This window comes from Limibacter armeniacum, from assembly GCF_036880985.1.
Taxonomy (GTDB): domain Bacteria; phylum Bacteroidota; class Bacteroidia; order Cytophagales; family Flammeovirgaceae; genus Limibacter; species Limibacter armeniacum.
In genome coordinates, this window is sequence record NZ_JBAJNO010000009.1 from 2392501 (window position 1) to 2412174 (window position 19674).

Below are 19674 nucleotides of genomic sequence, written 5' to 3' on the forward strand. Positions count from 1 at the left end.
ACCAGTGAGCTGTTACGCACTCTTTAAATGAATGGCTGCTTCCAAGCCAACATCCTGGCTGTCTCCGCGACTGCACTTCCTTTGTTCAACTTAACACAGATTTGGGGACCTTAGCCGGCGGTCTGGGTTCTTTCCCTCTCGGACTGGGACCTTAGCACCCCAGCCCTCACTGCAGGGCTTAATCTTGCGGCATTCGGAGTTCGTCTGGATTCGGTAGGCGGTGAAGCCCCCTAGTCCAATCGGTAGCTCTACCTCCGCAAGAAAACACCCCACGCTGCCCCTAAAGGCATTTCGGGGAGTACGAGCTATTTCCGAGTTTGATTGGCCTTTCACCCCTACCCACAGCTCATCCAAAGACTTTTCAACGTCAACTGGTTCGGGCCTCCAACGGGTGTTACCCCGTCTTCACCCTGGCCATGGGTAGATCACACGGTTTCGCGTCTGCCCCCACCAACTATGGCGCCCTATTCAGACTCGCTTTCGCTGCGGCTCCGTCCCTTGAAGAACTTAACCTTGCTGGTGAGGTGCAACTCGTAGGCTCATTATGCAAAAGGCACGCCGTCACCCAACTGATGGGCTCCGACCGCTTGTAGGCGTACAGTTTCAGGATCTGTTTCACCCCGTTATTCACGGTGCTTTTCACCTTTCCCTCACGGTACTTGTTCGCTATCGGTCTTCCAGGAGTATTTAGCCTTGGCAGATGGTGCTGCCTGCTTCAGAGGGAGTTTCACCGGCTCCCCCCTACTCAGGGTACTTGCCTGATCAACACATTACCTGTACGGGACTCTCACCCTCTGCGGCGGCGCTTTCCAGCGCCTTCCAGTTCCGTGTCTTCACATTATGCAAGCCCTACAACCCCGACAGTGCCGTAACACCGACGGTTTGGGCTTCTCCGCGTTCGCTCGCCACTACTTGCGGAATCACTCTTGTTTTCTCTTCCTGCGGGTACTTAGATGTTTCAGTTCCCCGCGTTGGCTCTAAAACCATGCCTTCAGCATGGTGGGTTGTCCCATTCGGATACCTTCGGATCAAGGGTCATGTGCACCTCCCCGAAGTTTTTCGCAGCTTGTCGCGTCCTTCATAGCCTCTGGAAGCCCAGGCATCCACTGTACGCCCTTTATTACTTTTTCTTGCTTTTCTTCTTGCCGCCTGCCGTCAATACCGTAAACAGCATCAACTGCGGCAGGCAGGCCTCGTTGCTTTTTAATTTGGCAGTATGTCAAAGAACCTTTCCCTTGTAGAACGTATCCCCTTTAAATCAAGGGGATACACAAGGAGTGAGTGGGCACGGCTGGACTCGAACCAGCGACCTCTACATTATCAGTGTAGCGCTCTAACCACCTGAGCTACGCGCCCTCACTTTTGTGAGATTAGATTTGGACAGTGTTCACGCCGTACAACCAACGGCACAGGCGCCTTCCCCTACAACTACAGGGACGGTCTCCAGAAAGGAGGTGTTCCAGCCGCACCTTCCGGTACGGCTACCTTGTTACGACTTAGCCCCAGTCGCTGGTTTTGCCCTTGAGAGCTCCTGTTACGGCCACCCTCTTCAGGCCCACCCAACTCCCATGGCTTGACGGGCGGTGTGTACAAGGTCCGGGAACGTATTCACCGCGTCATTGCTGATACGCGATTACTAGCGATTCCAGCTTCACGCAGCCGAGTTGCAGGCTGCGATCCGAACTGAGATAGGGTTTTTGGGATTCGCTTCATGTCGCCATGTCGCTGCCCTCTGTCCCTACCATTGTAGCACGTGTGTAGCCCTGGGCGTAAGGGCCATGATGACCTGACGTCGTCCCCGCCTTCCTCTCTGCTTGCGCAGGCAGTTCCTCCAGAGTCCCCGGCTTTACCCGATGGTAACTGAAGGTAGGGGTTGCGCTCGTTGCGGGACTTAACCCAACACCTCACGGCACGAGCTGACGACGGCCATGCAGCACCTTCCCATCCGTCCGAAGAAAGATCTATCTCTAGACCTGTCGAATGGGATTCGAGCCCAGGTAAGGTTCCTCGCGTATCATCGAATTAAACCACATGCTCCACCGCTTGTGCGGACCCCCGTCAATTCCTTTGAGTTTCACTGTTGCCAGCGTACTCCCCAGGTGGAAGACTTATCACTTTCGCTTGGGCACCCACCCCGAAGGGCAGACACCTAGTCTTCATCGTTTACGGCGCGGACTACCAGGGTATCTAATCCTGTTCGCTCCCCGCGCTTTCGTACCTGAGCGTCAGTTACCGGCCAGTAGGCTGCCTTCGCTTTCGGTGTTCCTCCCCATATCTGTGCATTTCACCGCTACATGGGGAATTCCGCCTACCTCTCCGGTACTCAAGTCTGCCAGTATCAATGGCACTTTCACAGTTGAGCTGTGAACTTTCACCACTGACTTAACAGACCGCCTGCGTACCCTTTAAACCCAATAATTCCGGACAACGCTTGCACCCTCCGTATTACCGCGGCTGCTGGCACGGAGTTAGCCGGTGCTTATTCATAGGGTACCGTCAGAGCAGGGCGCACCCCACTTGTTCTTCCCCTATAAAAGAGCTTTACGACCCGAGGGCCTTCTTCGCTCACGCGGCATGGCTGGGTCAGGCTTGCGCCCATTGCCCAATATTCCCTACTGCTGCCTCCCGTAGGAGTCTGGTCCGTGTCTCAGTACCAGTGTGGGGGATCATCCTCTCAGAACCCCTACTGATCGTGGCCTTGGTGGGCCGTTACCCCGCCAACTAGCTAATCAGACGCATGCCCATCCGCTGCCGGATCGCTCCTTTAACTGTTCACCCATGCAGGTAAACAGTGCTACGGGGCATTAATCCGGATTTCTCCGGGCTATTCCCCTGCAGCGGGCAGGTTGCATACGCGTTACGCACCCGTGCGCCGGTCTCAGGCTCCCCGAAGGAAACCCTACCCCGCGACTTGCATGTATTAGGCCTGCCGCTAGCGTTCATCCTGAGCCAGGATCAAACTCTCCATTGTAAGAGATTGTTGACTTGGGCTGCCCCTTGAAAGGAACAGCTCCAATTGTCGTCGTGTTTTCTGACCTGTCTCCTGCTTTTCAATTGTTGGAATTGACGCTTGTGCTTGTCTTGTCGTACTTGTTTTGCGTGATCGAAATAAAACCCTAAAGCTTTATCTCTTACCACTGTCCTAAATCCTCTCAAAGAACTTTTCAAAATCCAACTTCTTGGACTTTTCCGTGGACCCTTCCGGAACCTTTTCGCTTGAAGCGGCTGCAAAGGTAAGAAAACCTTCACCAAAACTCCAAGACTTTTCTTTATTTTTTATTTCCGAACCGTTAGCTCGAAAACCTTCCCGAAAGAAGCGGATGCAAAGGTAAAACCTTTTCCCCGTTATTTGCAAGCAACATTGTGAATTAATTTTCACTTATCCATTGTCGCTGTCAGGAAGCATTATTGCCGCTCCCGTTGGAGTGGCTGGCCGCTGCGGGTGTTTCCCGTTTTGCGGAGTGCAAAGGTAGAAAAACATTCCGTTAACACAAGATTAATAATAGGATTTTAAATAGGAGTGATCAGTGTTACCTGATTATCAAGCAGAAAAAAGTGGGCCGGTTGGAAAAAATTCCAAATAGACAGGATTAGACTCACCACCAAATGTCGACCTTCCGCTGTTAACTCCCTTAAAGAGCCCCTACATTATCGGGGTGCGGCCTGCTCTATAAATGGTTAGATCGCCTTATTTTAATTATGTTGAATTTTCCAATTTATCCGGCCCAATACAAATAAAAGGATTCCATATGTAAATCGGAAACATTCTGCTAAAAACTAACATGGTACTTACACGAGGATATTCTTAATAAATTAAGTAAAATTGCCTTCCATTATAATAGAATTAAGAACAAATAGGAGAGAGTTATGCTGCAGGTATTATTAAAGGAAGTCAACAGCTTCTTGAGTTCATTAGCTGGGTACATTGTCATATTGGTATTTCTGATTGTATCAGGATTATTCTCTTGGGTATTTCCCAACACAAGTATTCCTGCAGGAGGCTTTGCTAACTTACAACCGCTATTCTCATTGGCTCCTTACATTTTTATGTTTCTCATTCCTGCCATTACGATGAGAAGTATATCAGAAGAGAAACGTACAGGCACTTTAGAGTTGTTACTGACTAGGCCACTTTCAGACCTTCAAATTATAACAGGCAAGTACTTAGCTTGTTTAGTACTGGTTATCGTATCACTCATTCCTACATTTATCTACTACTATTCCGTATACCAACTAGGCACACCACAAGGCAATATTGATACAGCAGCTGTAATTGGCTCTTATATTGGCTTATTTTTCTTAGGAGCAACATTTACAGCTATCGGAATACTAGCATCATCTTTAACAGACAACCAGATTGTAGCCTTTATCATCTCACTCTTTTTCTGTTTCCTATTATACGATGGATTTACATTACTTGCTTCTGTGAATGTTTGGGCTGATTACTCTTATATACTATCTAAATGGGGAATTGACTATCACTACCGTTCTGTAAGCAAAGGACTAATAGATTCACGAAACGTACTTTACTTCCTTAGTATCATTACCATCATGCTCTCTCTCGCCAAACTTGCTTTAAACAGTAGAAAATGGGAGTAGCACTAATTTGTAGAATAAACTAAACACCTTATATATGTCATTTGATTTTAAAGCTGCGGCCGTACAAGTGCAAGAGGCCATTCACAATCTAGATGCAGGCACGACACCTGCCGAGTTGTATGACCCGCTTTATTATATTCTTTCTATAGGAGGAAAACGGACTAGACCAGTCTTAACACTTTTAGGCTGTTACCTTTTTGATGATGATTATCTAAAAGCTATGCAACCAGCTCTTGGTGTCGAAATGTTCCATAATTTCACGCTGATGCATGACGACATTATGGATAAGGCACCTTTAAGACGAGGAAAAGCTACTGTCCATGAAAAGTGGAATGACAATACAGCCATTCTTTCAGGAGATGTTATGCTAGTAAAAGCATACGATCAGTTTCTTCAACTTCCTACAGATAAGCTATCAACCGTACTAGCTTTGTTTAACAAATGCGCTGCTGAAGTATGTGAAGGACAACAATATGACATGAACTTTGAGACACTTAATGATGTCAAAGAAGATGCATATGTGGAAATGATCAGACTAAAAACAGCTGTATTGCTTGGATTCAGTCTCAGACTGGGCGCAATAATAGGCGGTGCTGATGCCCACCAAGCTAGTTTATTGAAAGAGTTTGGTGAAAATATTGGTACTGGTTTCCAAATCAAGGATGATATCTTAGATGTATATGCTGATCAAGCCAAATTTGGTAAGCAAGTAGGAGGGGACATCATTGCCAACAAAAAAACCTATATGCTAATCAAGGCTATGGAGTTGGCTTCTGGTGAGACAGAGAAAGAGCTAACCCATTGGCTCTCTATTGATAGTTTTGATAAAACTGAAAAAGTAAAAGCTGTTACAAGCATCTATGATGCTCTTGGCATCAAAGCCATTGCTGAACAAAAAATGGATGAGTATTTCCAAAAAGGATTTGACTGTCTAGACAAACTCAACATTCCTGAGGAGAAGAAGCAGTATTTAAGAGGCTTTGCTGAGGAACTCTATAAAAGAGATAAATAACAATAAACGGGTTTGACTACTTGAAATAGTCAAACCCGTTTGCTTAATACAAGCCCAAAACAATTTGTTTTTTATTTAGTGCTATATTCAAAAGCGCTAATCTACTTACCTCTCCCTCTTGATAGGTGAATGGCAAAGAGTATAAATACTCTGTTTCAGACTTCTCCTGAAGATTCTCCTTGATACTACCACCTTGCTCCAAGGCATACCTGTAAGCTTCATAAAGCTGAAACTCAACCGTAGTCGAATCGGCTGGTGTTTCACAAATGACTTGACTCCTCAACACAAACTGCTTTAGTGAATCAGGCAATGTTGGTAGCACCCCTAATGAACATATGCTTTCTTGCTTATCCAACGAAGCTTTATAGAATGCACCAATTTGTGTACCTCTCTTATAAGCCTCTTGAGAAATTTCTGTATCTGAAATCCTTCTGATCTTTCTGCTTTGCAACTCCTTGTTTACAGCTTTGGTGTCTATATCAGTTTTCACCTCAAGTCGGCATGCAGCCAAACCTGATATCATCACAAGGAGAAAGAATACCTTTAGCGTCTTCATTATAAAATACTTTACATTTGTGCGGAACAAACCTCGTAACCTATCTACTTTTTCGGGCTACGAATCAAACCTGTCTGCTTCTAGCTTGTTAGCTATAGATGACAGCGTAATTTATTTTAAGCCTAACAGACGGCACAAATATATACAGTATATATCACAATGGAACTATTCTACAGAGAACAAGGAAGTGGACAGCCGCTTATCATACTTCATGGCTTATTTGGCTCATCAGACAATTGGCTTTCAATTGCCAAAACCCTTTCTGAAGATTACCATGTCTACATCGTAGACCAACGTAACCATGGTCAATCTCCTAACACCCCTGAATTCGACTACGAAACCTTCGTAGAAGACCTTAAAAATTTCATTCAGGAAAAAGGAATTGAAAACCCTATCATCATTGGACATTCAATGGGAGGTAAGGTAGCGATGCAGTTTGCTGCCAAATATCCTGAAATGCTCAGTAAGCTTGTTGTGGTTGACATTTCACCTAGACAATACCCAATCCACCACCAAACCATTTTGGAAGGGCTGAACGCTATTGACATTGATAACTTGAAGGGTAGAGGAGATGCTGACAAAGCTTTGGCAACTTACGTTCCTGAAATGGGAGTAAGAATGTTCTTGCTCAAAAACCTTTATCGTAAACCTGAAGGTGGGTTTGGATGGAGAATCAACTTGCCTGTTATTACAGAAAAGATCGGTAACGTTGGACAAAGACTTACTACTAATGGTGTCATTGATGTTCCAAGCTTATTTGTCGGAGGCAAAAATTCCAACTACATACAAGCATCTGACAAGGAGGAAATCAATACACTTTTCCGTAATGTCGATATTAAAATGGTTGACGGCGCAGGTCACTGGATACATGCAGAACAACCTGAAAAGTTTCTCTCAGCTGTTAGAGAATTTATTGGATAATAAAAAAGTCCATTGCACTTACTCTGCAATGGACTTTTTGTTTTAGCTATTTGCACTTTTTGCCTTTTCAGGGTTTTGCTCAATAGCATCCGTTATTTTTGCTACAATATCATTCAGGTTATCGTCCATATCAAACTCCATTGGTGGTTTGATACGAACCTGCAACGTAGTTCCTTTTTTCTTAAAGAAGAGTCCTTTCTTATCAAAAGCCCTTCTAAAACCATCTATCACAACCGGAATTACAACTGGGTTATATGTTTTGATAATATTGGCAGTACCCTTTCTTACCGGCGCATATGGACTTGTAGTTCCTTGCGGAAAGGTCACTACCCATCCTTGGTCCAAAGCTTTTTTAATTTTGGCAGGTGCAGATACATCAGCTCCACGGCTTACATTTTGACCTGAAGCCCTCCATGAACGCTTCACCGTCACGGCTCCTGTCAGTGAAAATATCTTAGGCAAGATACCACTTTGTTTCATGGTCTCTTCTGCCGCCACATAGAACATGTTTGCTCTTGGACTCAAAATATAAATAGGTAAGTTCACATCGTTCAGCCCCCATTTGGCGCTACAAAAGATATGATATAGTGCCATCACATCTGAATAGTAGGTCTGATGGTTTGAGATAAACAAGACATTATTACTTGGTAGCCCTTTCAGGTGCTCCATCCCACTTACCTTCAGCTTATTATAAATATTCATTCTCGCATAAGTGGCACTTGCCAATACGCTGATAAGCATTCGCTTCAGAAAAATGACATTCCCAAAGCTATCAATTCCAATCAGTTTAAACTTCTTTTTCTTTTTTGGAATCAAGCTGTCTCCGTTGGTATTTATAATCGTGCTGTCTTCTGTTGGCTTATTACCAGACTTCGCTTTTCCCATCTTCAGTACCATATTTTTACTCCCATTAGTGATCAAAAGCACATTTTCTTTACAATAATAGGTTTAGTACGCCATATCCGGAAAATGTGTTTAGTTCATCATTGGTTGTGTCATATTTAAAATTTGACCTAAAAAAACTGCAAATGATGTTTTTGGTATTGTATAACAAATATAATCATTCATTAATAATGAAATACCCTTGTTAATTTATAATTCAATTTAACAATTTTTAGAAAGAAAAAACGGCTTTGTAGTCATGATTTTCACAAAGCCGTCTATTATAGTCATCTTGACAAAGTCCTAAACCTAGAAATCTTCATCCAAAGAAAATTTAGGATTATCATCCTTGCCAATACTGTTCATCACACCAGACTTCTGATACTCCGAAACACGCTTTTCAAAGAAGTTGGTCTTACCCTGAAGCGAGATCAGTTCCATGAAGTCAAAAGGATTCTCTGCGTTATACACCTTTTCACACTGCAATGAAACCAGAAGTCTATCAGCTACAAACTCGATATATTGACACATCAGGTCTGCATTCATTCCAATCAGCTTTACAGGAATTGCATCTCTGACAAACTCTTGCTCGATATTCACCGCATCACGAATAATTTCTGTCACAGTCTCTTTTGGCAGCTTGTTCACCACATGGTTATTATATAAGTGGCAAGCAAAGTCGCAGTGTAATCCTTCATCTCTTGAAATCAACTCATTAGAGAAACTCAACCCTGGCATCAGACCTCTTTTCTTTAACCAGAAAATAGAGCAAAAACTGCCTGAAAAGAAAATACCCTCAACAGCTGCAAAAGCAATCAGTCGCTCTACAAATGAACCATTATCAATCCACCTCAATGCCCAATCAGCCTTTTTCTTTACACATTCAAGATTATCAATGGCTTTAAATAAAAAGTCTTTCTGCTTATTGTCTTTTACATAAGTATCGATCAACAAGGAGTACGTTTCTGAGTGGATATTTTCAATGGCAACCTGAAAGCCATAGAAGAACTTAGCCTCTGTATATTGAACTTCTGAAAGAAAGTTTTCGGCTAGATTCTCGTTTACGATGCCATCACTGGCAGCAAAGAACGCTAAAACATGAGAAACAAAGTGACGCTCTCCGTCATTTAGCTTTTCCCAATCTGTCAGGTCCTGACTCAGGTCAATCTCTTCGGCTGTCCAAAAACTGGCTTCCGCTTTCTTGTAAAACTCCCAGATATCTGCGTGTTGAATCGGGAACAAGACAAAGCGATCGTTATTCTCTTTCAGAATTGGTTCTTCTATTCTTTCGCTCATAGTATACAGTATTTAAGTATTGAATATTCAGGCTTTGGGTAACCTGAGGTGTAGCTTACCTATACAACCAAAGTTAAGTCGAATGTTCTTGAGTTCATAGCTTAAATTTCACGACCTTTCGTCCCTGCTCATTAGCACCTTTAGCGCCTAAACATCTTATTTGCTAACCGACTTGTTGTCAGCCAATCCCCTAAGTACCTGACTTGTTTTTTGTCAATCGGATAGAATGTGTTATCTTAGCATGTTTTTGTTGCAAATGGGGTTTCTATAGCCTCTAAACACAGCATTGTTAAGGGTTGTCTTTAAAGTATTTAGACTTTTTAAGGCCAACCTCTTTATTATTTCTGTGATAATGTTGCGTTTATAAAACTATAGATTTAAATTTGCAGCCATTTCGTGAAAAAAAAATTAACTCGAGATAAAAATGTACGCAATAGTAGAAATAGCTGGGCAACAATTTAAAGTTGAAGAGAATAAATATATCTACACCCAGAAGCTGGATGCTGAAGAGGGTTCATCAGTAGAATTTGACAGTGTATTGCTTCTGGACAATGATTCAACTGTAGAAGTTGGTGCCCCAAAAGTAGATGGCGCTAAAGTGACTGGCAAAGTATTGGGTCACGTTAAAGGCGAAAAAGTAATCGTTTTCAAAAAGAAAAGAAGAAAAGGTTACAAAGTTAGAAACGGTCACAGACAGCAGTTCACTAAAGTTCTGATCGAAGGTATCACTAAGTAAGAATCTTAAAACTCTAGAATACAATGGCACATAAGAAAGGCGTTGGTAGTTCGCGAAACGGAAGAGAGTCCGAAAGTAAACGTCTCGGCGTGAAAATTTTCGGAGGTCAGGCAATCGTAGCTGGCAACATTATCGTAAGACAAAGAGGTACTCAGCACCACCCAGGTAAAAACGTGGGTATGGGTAAAGACCACACACTGTTTGCTTTGGTAGACGGTAAAGTTGAGTTCAAAAAAGGACTGAACAAAAGATCTTACGTATCAGTAGTTCCAGCTGAATAGTCACAGACTATTGTCAGATCTATATCTGAAAGCTCAAACCTGTATTATAAGGTTTGAGCTTTTTGTTTTTCTAGTACTTCTCCATTATCTTTTTGCACCAGAGAAAAACACCTCTCTAGCTTTACTTTAAAAATTGCTACTGAATATTCAGAATTGATAACCTTTTAAGGTTTTCATTCTCAGTATTTTTTAAGACTTTTGCATTTGTTGTGCCTTATGATTTTTCCAATCCCATTTTGGATATTTCAAAGCATACTAAATAGGTATCAACCCTTTACAAAAAGGGTCAATTGACCTGATTGCGCTACATCTTGACAAATCATCAGAATGGCTTAGGGAAGAGGTAAACTCACGAGGGAAATAATTGGTTGATAAAGACCCGCCTTTTATCTATTTTCGACCCCTGCTTTATAAAAAGGCAGATGCTAGCCTGTAGCGCCTTTAATTGAGTTCAATAAACAAACACGATTATAAATAGATGGCAAAAGACTGTCATACAGTGTGGCAAAATTGCCTTGAGGTAATTCGCAAAGAAATTTCTGCACAGAGTTTTCAAACATGGTTTCAGCCTATCAAGGCTGTCAAGTTGGAAAATAATGTACTTACTATAGCCGTTCCTAGTCCTTTTTTCTATGAATGGTTAGAGGAGTATTATGTGCATTTATTAAAGAAAGCTATTGATACTGAACTGGGACCTTCTGGTAAACTTGAGTATTCAATTGTCATGAAGACCCGTCCGGCCAATACACCTTTCACTTTACAAAACCGACAAACACCAAATCCTGGGCATGCTAACCCTATGTATCAGCAACAGCCCCAGCATGGTAATTTTGGTCAACAGCAAGGCAACAATTACGAACAAAATACTTCTTACCCTCAGCAGTCTCAATCTTCTACACAAGGTTATGGACAACAGTCTGGAGGTATGTCAACGATGCCTGAAAAAAGGCAACAGCAGCCTTATACAGGTGCCCATGTCCAACAAAAATCAGGAAATAGCTCAAAGCCGCAGCAGCAACCAAACAGGAATAAAACTCATGTTCCTGTACAAAGCAGTATGCAACATACTTACGATATTCCAACTGTCAATGATCCTGAGTACAGGGAGTCAAACCTGAACCCTAATTATACATTTGGCACTTACATCGAAGGAGATTGTAACAGGCTAGCAAGATCAGCGGGGATCGCCATTGCAAAGAAACCTGGTATTACATCCTTTAACCCACTGGTGGTATATGGTGGTGTAGGACTTGGCAAGACGCACTTGGCACAAGCTGTAGGTAATGAGATCAAGCAGAATGATCATAGAAAATTCGTACTGTACGTTTCTTCAGAGCAATTTACTACTCAGTTTATTGAAGCTCTAAAAAACAACAATGTCAACCAGTTTACAGAGTACTACCTTAAGGTAGATGTCTTGATTGTTGATGACATTCAGTTCCTTGCCAGAAAAGAGAAAACACAGGAAACATTCTTCCATATATTCAACCGTCTTCACCAAAGCGGCAGACAAATCATTATGACCTCTGACCGTCCACCAAGGGTGCTTGAAGGGCTGACAGATAGACTGCTTTCACGTTTTAAATGGGGATTGACTGCTGACATTCAAAAGCCAGATTTTGAAACAAGAGTAGCAATTGTACAACAAAAGCTGACTTCAGAAGGTATCAATGTTCCTGAAGATGTCGTAGAATACCTAGCCTATAATATTGACTCCAATATTAGAGAATTGGAAGGCGTACTAGTTTCTTTGGTTGCCAATGCTTCGCTAATGAGCAGGGAGATTGACCTTGACATGGCTAAAAGCGCTCTTCTCAATATTGTCCGCAATACGGAGAAGGAAATCACCGTTGAATTTATTCAGCAAGTGGTAGCCGAGTACTTCAGTATTTCTGTTGAAGAACTGAAGTCTAAAACCCGTAAAAAGGACATTGCCAATGCGAGACAAATTGCCATGTACTTCTCAAAAGAGTACACGAAAGAGCCTCTCAAAGCCATTGGTGACCATTTCGGAGGGCGTGATCACAGTACTGTAGTACATGCTAGCAAGACAGTATCACAGAAATCGGATTCTGACGCACTCTACAACAGAATTTTGGAAGAACTGTTGGATCAAATGAATATCAAAAAATAGTTCTGAATACCATTATTCACTTTTGCCTGTAAACAAGGCATGGAAAGTGCTGTTCTTGTACAGGGGACAGCACTTTCTGTTTATGCAGTAACCAAAACCAATATTTAATTAACAAGCCTAATAGGCTTCAACAAGAGATCATCTTATTAACTACTTATTTTTTATGAGAAGGTATTTTGCTTTACTACTATTGATACTTACTCCATGGGCACTTTCTGCCCAAATTCTCAATATTGAAAAGGAACGAACTGAGGATAGTGACTCCACAAAATGGATGGGAAACCTTGGAGCCAATTTCACTCTACAAAACCAGCAAGTTCAGTCCATGATATTCAGCCTGAACAGTAACCTCACATATTATGGGACAACACATGCCTATATCATGATTGGGGAGTTGGAAATGCTGAAAGGTAATGGTTCTTTACTGGAGAGTCAGGGGTATGGACACATCCGTACAAACCTTTTTCACAAGAAGCGGCTATCCTATGAACTCTTCGGGCAAATTCAATATGACCAAGTAAGAGGAATGCAGCAACGCTACCTTGGAGGAGGCGGAGTTCGCTATGCCTTACACAGTAAAGAAAAAGTAAAAATTGCTATTGGTACAGGTGCCATGTTTGAACATGAAGGGTGGGAGTGGACCATCACTGAAAATGAAGTGGATGAAACACTAGGATGGAATGAAGGAGATGTCATCTCACGTATTACAGACAGATTGAAGAACAATACTTACTGTTCTGTTACCTATGATATTTCAGATGAGACGTCCATTAACTGCATCGTTTATTACCAAGCTATGTTTGAAACGCTAGATGAGCCAAGAATCAGCTCTGAGTTCAACTTTCAAGTAGGATTAAGTGAGCATATGAAATTTAATTTAATGGCTTCCCTATGGCATGATGCTGCTCCAGTAGTTCCAATCAAACAGACTAACTATACCATTGAAAACGGGGTTGTTTTCTCTTTCTAAAAGATGTGAGGAGATATAGGTAAAGCTATATATTCATCAGAAATAAATAATAGCTTTACCTATCCAATGAATAAATGAGCATAATATGTGGTTGAGACAAAAGGAAGATCAACACCTGTTAGCAGCTACATTGGCTGTTATTGGGTTATTATACATAGCAATCAGACTAGCCTTTTCATTTCAAGAGAAACAACGATCCGCAGACCCTTGGGAATTGATTCCTGAGAGTAGTGTTATTGTCGCTGAATCTGATAATCTTAATGGGTTTTGTTCTTCTTTGGATACACTTAGTGTTTGGCAAAGCCTTTCTCAAATACCACTAGCTGCAAGTATTCAAGACGAAATCATACAACTTTGTTCTGTATTTCCACACCAAGTTGCTGAAGGAAAAGCTTATTTAACAGTCAGTACAGAAGGTGTAAAACCATATGCTTTCTCTGTTATTCTTCCCATAAACCAATCTGAAACGACTACATATGCAGATACACTTGCTGCTCACTTTCAAGTAAAGCTCAAGCAAACACCTACAAAAAGGGAGTACCGTAAACATACAATTTGGGAGGTTCCTATGTCAAAAGGGCGAAAGTTAGTATTTGCTCGTGTAAAAGATCACCTGATAGGTAGTTGGGATGGTGTAATGGTGGAATCTGCTATTCGCCAAGAAGCCAAACTTTACCCTGATGCACATAGACTTAAAAAATACACCTATCAACAGGATGGCTATCACCTCTATATTGACTTTCATAAGATTAATGGCTTATTCCACAAAGTCTTTCAGCCTGAACTCAATAGCTCATTAAGCTGGTTAAAAGATATTTATAAAGGTACTGGAGTATCACTATTACAGGCACCTAATGGGCTTTTGTTAGCCAGTCAGAAGCATAAACAAAATGAAGAAGACACCTATCTTTCTTTCCTTACAAATGGGCAACATCCTACACCCAACAAGCTTTTACAGTGGATTCCGAATGGGGCTGCTTATTATTTCCGGTTTGGTATAACGGATGGCGAAAGGTTTGGAGAACAGGCATTTGAACAGTTAGAATCAATATCACCAGAGGCTAGGGCTACACGTGAGCGTATTAATGCATTAGGCTTTGACTTGGATGATTTTTATGAAAACATTCTGGAAGAAATTGGACAAGTCGTTACTTATAAAGAGCAAAGTGGGGAAGCTGGGTTATTACTCCTTTGTAAAGTTGAAAACATACAAAAAGCTACTGATACATTTCAAGAGCTATTTGAGGAGCAGAAAAATGAATCCGCTTACCAAAAGGACTACAGAAGTCATACGATTTTCAGTTTGGAAATGACGGAAGTTCCTGCTGCCTTATTTGGTAAGCTTTTCAAAGGGTACCCTAAGTTTTATTATACTTTTCACCATAACCTATTGGTGGGAGCCAACAGTTTGGAAACAATTCAAGAGTGGATCAGGTCTCAAGAACTTCAACAGGTGTGGACGCAACAAGATCATTTTTCATCCATTGTGAGTGATCAATACGGAGAAAGTACCTTTAGTCTAGCTATTCAAACTAAAACTGCGTGGAAAAATTTCTTATCAACTTTAACACCTGAATGGCAGAAAAAGCTGAACCTGCAAAGAAGAAAACTACTCGACTTTGAATTCCTATCCCTGACGATTAATGACAGTACAACAGCATTTAAAGTCACTCATAATACATATAAACAGATCCCACTCAAGCAAAAAGACACTCCTGCTAAAGTTTTTTCGAAGACCTTCCACAGGCTATTAAATGAATTGATCCTATTGGATCATCAATATATTCTTTTTCAAGATCAACATAACAAGCTGATCTGTGCTGATACGAAAGGAAATCAATTGTGGGCATTTAACTTGGATGCTCCTATAGCAGAAGGCATACACAAGCTTCATTACTTTGGCAAAAAGGAAGACCTAATCACCTTTGCTGCGGGCAATAAAATATATGCTATCACTGTGTCGGGAAAGATGCATCGAGGGTTTCCCCTATCATTGCCTCCCTATATTCAGTTTGAGCAGTTTATGGCTTTTAAACACCCTAAAAAGAATGAGCAATACTGCCTTGCTGCTGTAGATGGTTATGGGCAAATGTATATTACACATACCGACGGTAAGTTTCTTTCAGGATGGGCACCCCAAAAATTACTGGAGCCATTGGTTACTCCTCCTCATTACAAAGAAGCCAACGGCAAAGGTTATCTTTTTACTTTGTCTGATAAAGGAAAAGTTTCTGCTTTTGATATAAATGGTAAGCCTATTAAAGGCTTTCCTATGCAATTTGGCATTCCTGTCAGTACAAATGGGTCACTCCAAAAAAATGACAACCAATTATCCTTTGGTTTTATCAGCGATGAAGGTGCTTTTGCTACAGTTGATCAAGATGGAAAAGTCACTGAGCGTCTAGAGCTTCATGAAGAATTTCCAAATGGTTATTTCCAAATGGTTGTTGATGAGATTGAGCAAAAAAAGTGGTTATTGACAGTTCAAAATGGAAAGGTTCTTAAAGTACTAAACCAAAGAGGCCAATTAATATTCAAAGTACCTCACCTTTTCAACCATGACCCAATTATACAATACTTCGATTTTGGAGTAGATGCAGAAGTCTTATCTTTTACATTACCAGAAACACAACTCACATACTTGTTTTACATAAATGGTGAACCTGTTTTAGATAAGCCATTACCAAGTAACCAAAATATTAGAATGGAATATGTTTCATCAGAAAAAGCCTTCAAAGTTTACACTGTACACAAGCAAAAACTGGAAGCCTATCTCATTCCTAATGATTAAAAAAGAAAACGGCACTACTTTAAATAGTGCCGTTCTTATTCTTTCCTGATATAGTAGATTTATTCAACCTCGAACCCTGCCAGTTCAAGATGTTCCCAATATCTAGGATATGATTTCTTTACCACATCAGGTTCTTCAATAACAACAGGATGCACAAGAGCCAGTGGTGCAAATGCCATTGCCATACGGTGATCTTCGTAAGTATCTACCGTAACTCCTTCAGGAAATTTCAACTGTCCTACAGGTACAATAATTTCGTCATCACCAATCACTTCAATGGTAGTACCTAATTTCTTCACCTCATTATAAAGTGCCTGAATTCGGTCTGTCTCCTTTATTCTCAAACTCTTTAACCCTGTTAAACGAGCCTTCACACCTAAAGCAGCGCAAAGTGCGACGATTGTCTGTGCTAAATCAGGACAATGTGTAAAGTCGTAATCAAAGTCTTCAGAAATAGTCCCTTTTGTCAACAGTACACCTTCTGCATCAAAAGTAGAGTTTACCCCCAGCTTCTCCATAATCTCAACTATGGCACTATCTCCTTGCAACGACTCCTCACGTAGGTTCAAGAGTTTGATCTTGGCATCTTTCGCCAAAGCGGCTATACTGTACCAATAACTAGCTCCAGACCAATCGGACTCTACCGTAAAAGTTCCAGCTTGATAAGCTTGATGAGCGACAGTAATGGTATCCCCATCCCATTTCCAATCAACGCCAAATGACGTCATCAGTTGCAATGTCATCTCAATGTATGGACGAGAAGCCACTTCTCCCAGAAGCTTCAGTTCAAGCCCTTCTGGCAATACCGGAGCAATCATTAACAAAGCAGAAATATACTGGCTACTTACATCTCCTTTTACTGAGATCTGGTTGGTTTTCTGCTTAAACCCCTTGATACGTAATGGAGGATATCCTTCTTTCCCCAAGTACTCAACGTCTCCTCCCAATTCTTTTAAGGCTTCTGCCAAAATAGCAATCGGGCGCTCTTGCATACGTTCGGTTCCTGTCATGATTGTATCACGACCTGTAGCAACACTCCATGCAGTCAAAAAGCGCATAGTTGTACCAGCATCCAATACATCCAAGGTTTGTTCCTCTGAAGCCAGCAAGCGAATCATGGTTTGTGTATCCCTTGCTTCTGCAAGGTTTTTCAATTCAATTCCTCCTTCGGCTAATGCCTGAATAATCAATGCACGGTTACTTTCACTCTTCGACGAAGTCAATGGAATTGTTACATCAATTTTTGCTGTCGGGTGGGTTACTTTTACTCGACTCATTCTTTCTGTTTAGTTTAAGTGGTAAAAGCCGAAAACTGACTTTCAGCTTTATTTTGTAGGTTCAATTATTTCCATTTCAAAAAGTGTGGCAATATGATTTTGCAGTCTTACTCTTACTTCTTCTATCGGCACCTGTCTCCCTAACTCTTGCTCCAAAGAGGTAACTGCTTTATCTGAAATACCACAAGGCACTATATTTCCAAAATAAGAAAGGTCTGTGTTAACATTAAATGCCAATCCGTGCATGGTTACCCATCTGCTCGTTTTCACCCCCATTGCACATATCTTTCTAGGGTTGGTCTTCCCTTCCTCAAAGTCTATCCAAACACCTGTCAAGCCTTCAATTCTACCAGCTTGAATATTATAGTCCGCTAATGTCAGGATAACAGCTTCTTCCAGATAACGCATGTACTTGTGGATATCTGTAAAGAAATGGTCCAAATCCAAAATCGGGTAAACTACAATTTGCCCCGGACCATGATACGTAATATCACCACCTCTGTTGATTTTGAAAAACTCAACATGATTCTCCTTCAACCCACTTTCATTCAGCAACAAATGGTTTTCTTTACCACTTTTCCCTAATGTATATACATGCGGATGCTCACAAAATAACAAATAGTTCTTAGTCGTAACCTCAGCTTCCCCTCTATCACTTCTGCGCCTGTTCTCCAGTTTCTGCTGTACTGTTTCTTCAAACAATTCAGTCTGATAATCCCAAGCTTCTTTATAGCTGACTGTACCAAGGTTCCTTACTTCTGTCTTTTTATTTATTTCCATCGCTACTCTATATCTGTCAGGCTGAAGCCTTTCTTATTTAAAACAAAAAAACCTCTTTCGTTACTGAAAGAGGAAACCTTATTGGGGATTTAATGTTTGCAATTAGTAGTTATCATTTAGCACTCAAACTTTTAATTGCATTGATAAATGCTCGCTCAATATCCCAATCAGCTGCCAGTTTCAGCATTGCTGTTGCTTCTATCTCACTAACATATCCTTTTTGATCGTTTGCCTCCCATACTTTACTCAAATAGTCCAAACGCACATCTTTATCCAACTCCATCATTTTATCCAGTAAATAAGCCCTAGCTCTCTCAAAAGCATTGCAGTAATCTTCTTCGATAAACTGGTTTGCCCAATCCAACTCAGTGTGAGCATCCAGTTTTATAGCTGTTTCATTCAGAATTTGTTGTTCTGATTCATCCAAGCCATGCTTATGAAAGATAACAGATTTCAGAAGCAAATATGCTTTCTTTTCTTCCGTGGTCATATATGAGTAGTTATGAAGGTTATTCGATAAAAAAAAGTGATACTGTTAGGTTTCCGTTTTCAAGCTACTTCCTCAATTGCTCTTCTTACAGTATTTGAAGTTTATATTCCTACAATATCTATAATAAGAGCGTAATCGCAGTATGGCAAATATATAACTTTTAGAATAGATATTATCAGCATTTTATCATTTCAGTACCTCGGGGTATAACACAGGTCTTGAAGGGCTTGCATCTGATACCAAGTTAAGAATTTGAAGGTTGAGCAAGTACAACCCATCTTTTACCTTATCGGGGACATATATCAGTTCTGTGATTGTAGCATCCTCTCTTGGACTCTCTGGTAAACACCAAAAAGCCTTATGCATCTTTAGTTGACCTCCATCCACTTCTTTATCTACCGACGGCAAATCTACTAGAAGATGTTTCACTCCTTTTTCTGCTAAAAACACGCCTATCTGATGAGAAAGATATGGAGGGTTTGTTCCTGAATATTGTTTTTGCTGTTTATCAGCAGTATTTGGTAATGACCTTATTACTACTGCCTCCACTTCAATATTTTGCCATGCTGCCATAAAAGCCTCAAAGGTCAATACCATATCCTCACCTACAGTTTCTGGTTCTATTGTCAGAAGTTGGGCTACAAAATGTCCTTTTGTTAATGCTTTATTTATGGTTAGATCACCCCCTGCCACATGTGTAAGACATTCTGTGTGCGTACCATTTCCGTGAGGTGTAATCGTCAATTGTTTGTACTCACAGCTTCCGCCATCTGCTATACTTCCTACAAATGACCCCATCCGGATTGTCTCAATTCTTACAGGAGCTGCATAATAGCAATTGGGATTTTGGCTTCCTTCCTGAATTGGAATAGAAATATCTATTGGGCAATCTAATTGAAAAGAATGTGTTGTTTGGTTCAGTTCTACAGATACAATCATTATATCCTAA

General features: G+C 41.2%; 15 protein-coding genes, 1 tRNA gene and 2 rRNA genes (1 of these 18 only partly in view). 8 read left to right on the forward strand and 10 right to left on the reverse strand.

Annotated elements, in window-relative coordinates; genetic code table 11:
* The 3 genes from V6R21_RS27800 to V6R21_RS27810 form a co-directional block, all read right to left on the reverse strand.
* Window positions 1–1130, reverse strand: a 23S ribosomal RNA gene (locus tag V6R21_RS27800) (it extends 1682 nt beyond the left edge of the window).
* Window positions 1131–1282: 152 nt separating this feature from the next.
* A tRNA-Ile gene (locus tag V6R21_RS27805) sits at window positions 1283–1356 on the reverse strand.
* A 91-nt stretch (window positions 1357–1447) separates the two neighbouring features.
* Window positions 1448–2971, reverse strand: a 16S ribosomal RNA gene (locus tag V6R21_RS27810).
* The 16S and 23S rRNA genes sit together here with 1 tRNA gene alongside, the layout of an rRNA operon.
* A gap of 896 nt (window positions 2972–3867) precedes the next feature.
* On the opposite strand from V6R21_RS27810, the gene gldF reads away from it, so the two are divergent.
* Together gldF and V6R21_RS27820 are read left to right on the forward strand one after the other, a co-directional pair.
* Entirely contained in the window at window positions 3868–4599 is a 732-nt protein-coding gene (gene gldF, locus V6R21_RS27815) for a gliding motility-associated ABC transporter permease subunit GldF (RefSeq protein WP_334246768.1), read from the forward strand.
* A 34-nt stretch (window positions 4600–4633) separates the two neighbouring features.
* Window positions 4634–5611, forward strand: a complete 978-nt coding sequence (locus V6R21_RS27820) for a polyprenyl synthetase family protein (protein WP_334246769.1) — start codon at window positions 4634–4636, stop codon at window positions 5609–5611.
* A gap of 43 nt (window positions 5612–5654) precedes the next feature.
* Here the strand turns inward: V6R21_RS27820 and V6R21_RS27825 are convergent, their stop codons facing one another.
* Window positions 5655–6167: a hypothetical protein gene (locus tag V6R21_RS27825; RefSeq protein ID WP_334246770.1), complete on the reverse strand. Its 513-nt coding sequence runs from the start codon at window positions 6165–6167 to the stop codon at window positions 5655–5657.
* 159 nt (window positions 6168–6326) lie between these two features.
* On the opposite strand from V6R21_RS27825, the gene V6R21_RS27830 reads away from it, so the two are divergent.
* Complete coding sequence (locus tag V6R21_RS27830; RefSeq protein ID WP_334246771.1) at window positions 6327–7088, forward strand: alpha/beta fold hydrolase; 762 nt, start codon at window positions 6327–6329, stop codon at window positions 7086–7088.
* Between the two features lie 42 nt (window positions 7089–7130).
* On the opposite strand, the gene V6R21_RS27835 is transcribed toward V6R21_RS27830, so the two are convergent.
* Both V6R21_RS27835 and V6R21_RS27840 read right to left on the reverse strand, forming a co-directional pair.
* A complete protein-coding gene (locus tag V6R21_RS27835) occupies window positions 7131–7985 on the reverse strand; it encodes a lysophospholipid acyltransferase family protein (protein ID WP_334246772.1) in 855 nt (284 codons plus the stop codon).
* A 294-nt stretch (window positions 7986–8279) separates the two neighbouring features.
* On the reverse strand, window positions 8280–9266 hold the full coding sequence (locus tag V6R21_RS27840) for a ribonucleoside-diphosphate reductase small subunit (RefSeq protein WP_334246773.1): 987 nt from the start codon (window positions 9264–9266) through the stop codon (window positions 8280–8282).
* 424 nt (window positions 9267–9690) lie between these two features.
* On the opposite strand from V6R21_RS27840, the gene rplU reads away from it, so the two are divergent.
* From rplU to V6R21_RS27865, 5 genes are all read left to right on the forward strand, one after another.
* Window positions 9691–10002 (forward strand): 50S ribosomal protein L21, encoded by a 312-nt coding sequence (rplU, locus tag V6R21_RS27845; protein ID WP_334246774.1) that lies wholly within the window; start codon window positions 9691–9693, stop codon window positions 10000–10002.
* A 23-nt stretch (window positions 10003–10025) separates the two neighbouring features.
* Window positions 10026–10283: a 50S ribosomal protein L27 gene (rpmA, locus tag V6R21_RS27850; RefSeq protein WP_334246775.1), complete on the forward strand. Its 258-nt coding sequence runs from the start codon at window positions 10026–10028 to the stop codon at window positions 10281–10283.
* 478 nt (window positions 10284–10761) lie between these two features.
* On the forward strand, window positions 10762–12417 hold the full coding sequence (gene dnaA / locus V6R21_RS27855) for a chromosomal replication initiator protein DnaA (protein WP_334246776.1): 1656 nt from the start codon (window positions 10762–10764) through the stop codon (window positions 12415–12417).
* Between the two features lie 163 nt (window positions 12418–12580).
* Window positions 12581–13387, forward strand: a complete 807-nt coding sequence (locus tag V6R21_RS27860) for a DUF481 domain-containing protein (protein ID WP_334246777.1) — start codon at window positions 12581–12583, stop codon at window positions 13385–13387.
* Between the two features lie 85 nt (window positions 13388–13472).
* Window positions 13473–16178 (forward strand): hypothetical protein, encoded by a 2706-nt coding sequence (locus V6R21_RS27865; protein WP_334246778.1) that lies wholly within the window; start codon window positions 13473–13475, stop codon window positions 16176–16178.
* Between the two features lie 59 nt (window positions 16179–16237).
* Here V6R21_RS27865 and aroA read toward each other — a convergent pair whose 3' ends face one another.
* The 4 genes from aroA to V6R21_RS27885 form a co-directional block, all read right to left on the reverse strand.
* Window positions 16238–17455 carry a 3-phosphoshikimate 1-carboxyvinyltransferase gene (gene aroA / locus V6R21_RS27870; RefSeq protein WP_334246779.1) on the reverse strand — a complete coding sequence of 406 codons (1218 nt, stop codon included), beginning with the start codon at window positions 17453–17455 and terminating at the stop codon, window positions 16238–16240.
* Between the two features lie 48 nt (window positions 17456–17503).
* Complete coding sequence (lipB, locus tag V6R21_RS27875) at window positions 17504–18235, reverse strand: lipoyl(octanoyl) transferase LipB (RefSeq protein ID WP_334246780.1); 732 nt, start codon at window positions 18233–18235, stop codon at window positions 17504–17506.
* Between the two features lie 112 nt (window positions 18236–18347).
* The gene (locus tag V6R21_RS27880) at window positions 18348–18725 is read right to left on the reverse strand and encodes a hypothetical protein (protein WP_334246781.1); all 378 of its coding nucleotides are present in this window, start codon (window positions 18723–18725) and stop codon (window positions 18348–18350) included.
* A 186-nt stretch (window positions 18726–18911) separates the two neighbouring features.
* The gene (locus V6R21_RS27885; RefSeq protein ID WP_334246782.1) at window positions 18912–19664 is read right to left on the reverse strand and encodes a cyclase family protein; all 753 of its coding nucleotides are present in this window, start codon (window positions 19662–19664) and stop codon (window positions 18912–18914) included.
* Window positions 19665–19674 lie beyond the last annotated feature (10 nt).

Coding starts and splice junctions, on each gene's coding strand:
- V6R21_RS27830 (WP_334246771.1), top strand. CDS start 6,327: ATGGAACTATTCTACAGAGAACAAGGAAGTGGACAGCCGCTTATCATA.
- lipB (WP_334246780.1), bottom strand. CDS start 18,235: ATGGAAATAAATAAAAAGACAGAAGTAAGGAACCTTGGTACAGTCAGC.
- V6R21_RS27840 (WP_334246773.1), bottom strand. CDS start 9,266: ATGAGCGAAAGAATAGAAGAACCAATTCTGAAAGAGAATAACGATCGC.
- V6R21_RS27885 (WP_334246782.1), bottom strand. CDS start 19,664: ATGATTGTATCTGTAGAACTGAACCAAACAACACATTCTTTTCAATTA.
- dnaA (WP_334246776.1), top strand. CDS start 10,762: ATGGCAAAAGACTGTCATACAGTGTGGCAAAATTGCCTTGAGGTAATT.
- gldF (WP_334246768.1), top strand. CDS start 3,868: ATGCTGCAGGTATTATTAAAGGAAGTCAACAGCTTCTTGAGTTCATTA.
- aroA (WP_334246779.1), bottom strand. CDS start 17,455: ATGAGTCGAGTAAAAGTAACCCACCCGACAGCAAAAATTGATGTAACA.
- V6R21_RS27865 (WP_334246778.1), top strand. CDS start 13,473: ATGTGGTTGAGACAAAAGGAAGATCAACACCTGTTAGCAGCTACATTG.
- V6R21_RS27860 (WP_334246777.1), top strand. CDS start 12,581: ATGAGAAGGTATTTTGCTTTACTACTATTGATACTTACTCCATGGGCA.
- rplU (WP_334246774.1), top strand. CDS start 9,691: ATGTACGCAATAGTAGAAATAGCTGGGCAACAATTTAAAGTTGAAGAG.
- V6R21_RS27835 (WP_334246772.1), bottom strand. CDS start 7,985: ATGGTACTGAAGATGGGAAAAGCGAAGTCTGGTAATAAGCCAACAGAA.
- V6R21_RS27820 (WP_334246769.1), top strand. CDS start 4,634: ATGTCATTTGATTTTAAAGCTGCGGCCGTACAAGTGCAAGAGGCCATT.
- rpmA (WP_334246775.1), top strand. CDS start 10,026: ATGGCACATAAGAAAGGCGTTGGTAGTTCGCGAAACGGAAGAGAGTCC.
- V6R21_RS27880 (WP_334246781.1), bottom strand. CDS start 18,725: ATGACCACGGAAGAAAAGAAAGCATATTTGCTTCTGAAATCTGTTATC.
- V6R21_RS27825 (WP_334246770.1), bottom strand. CDS start 6,167: ATGAAGACGCTAAAGGTATTCTTTCTCCTTGTGATGATATCAGGTTTG.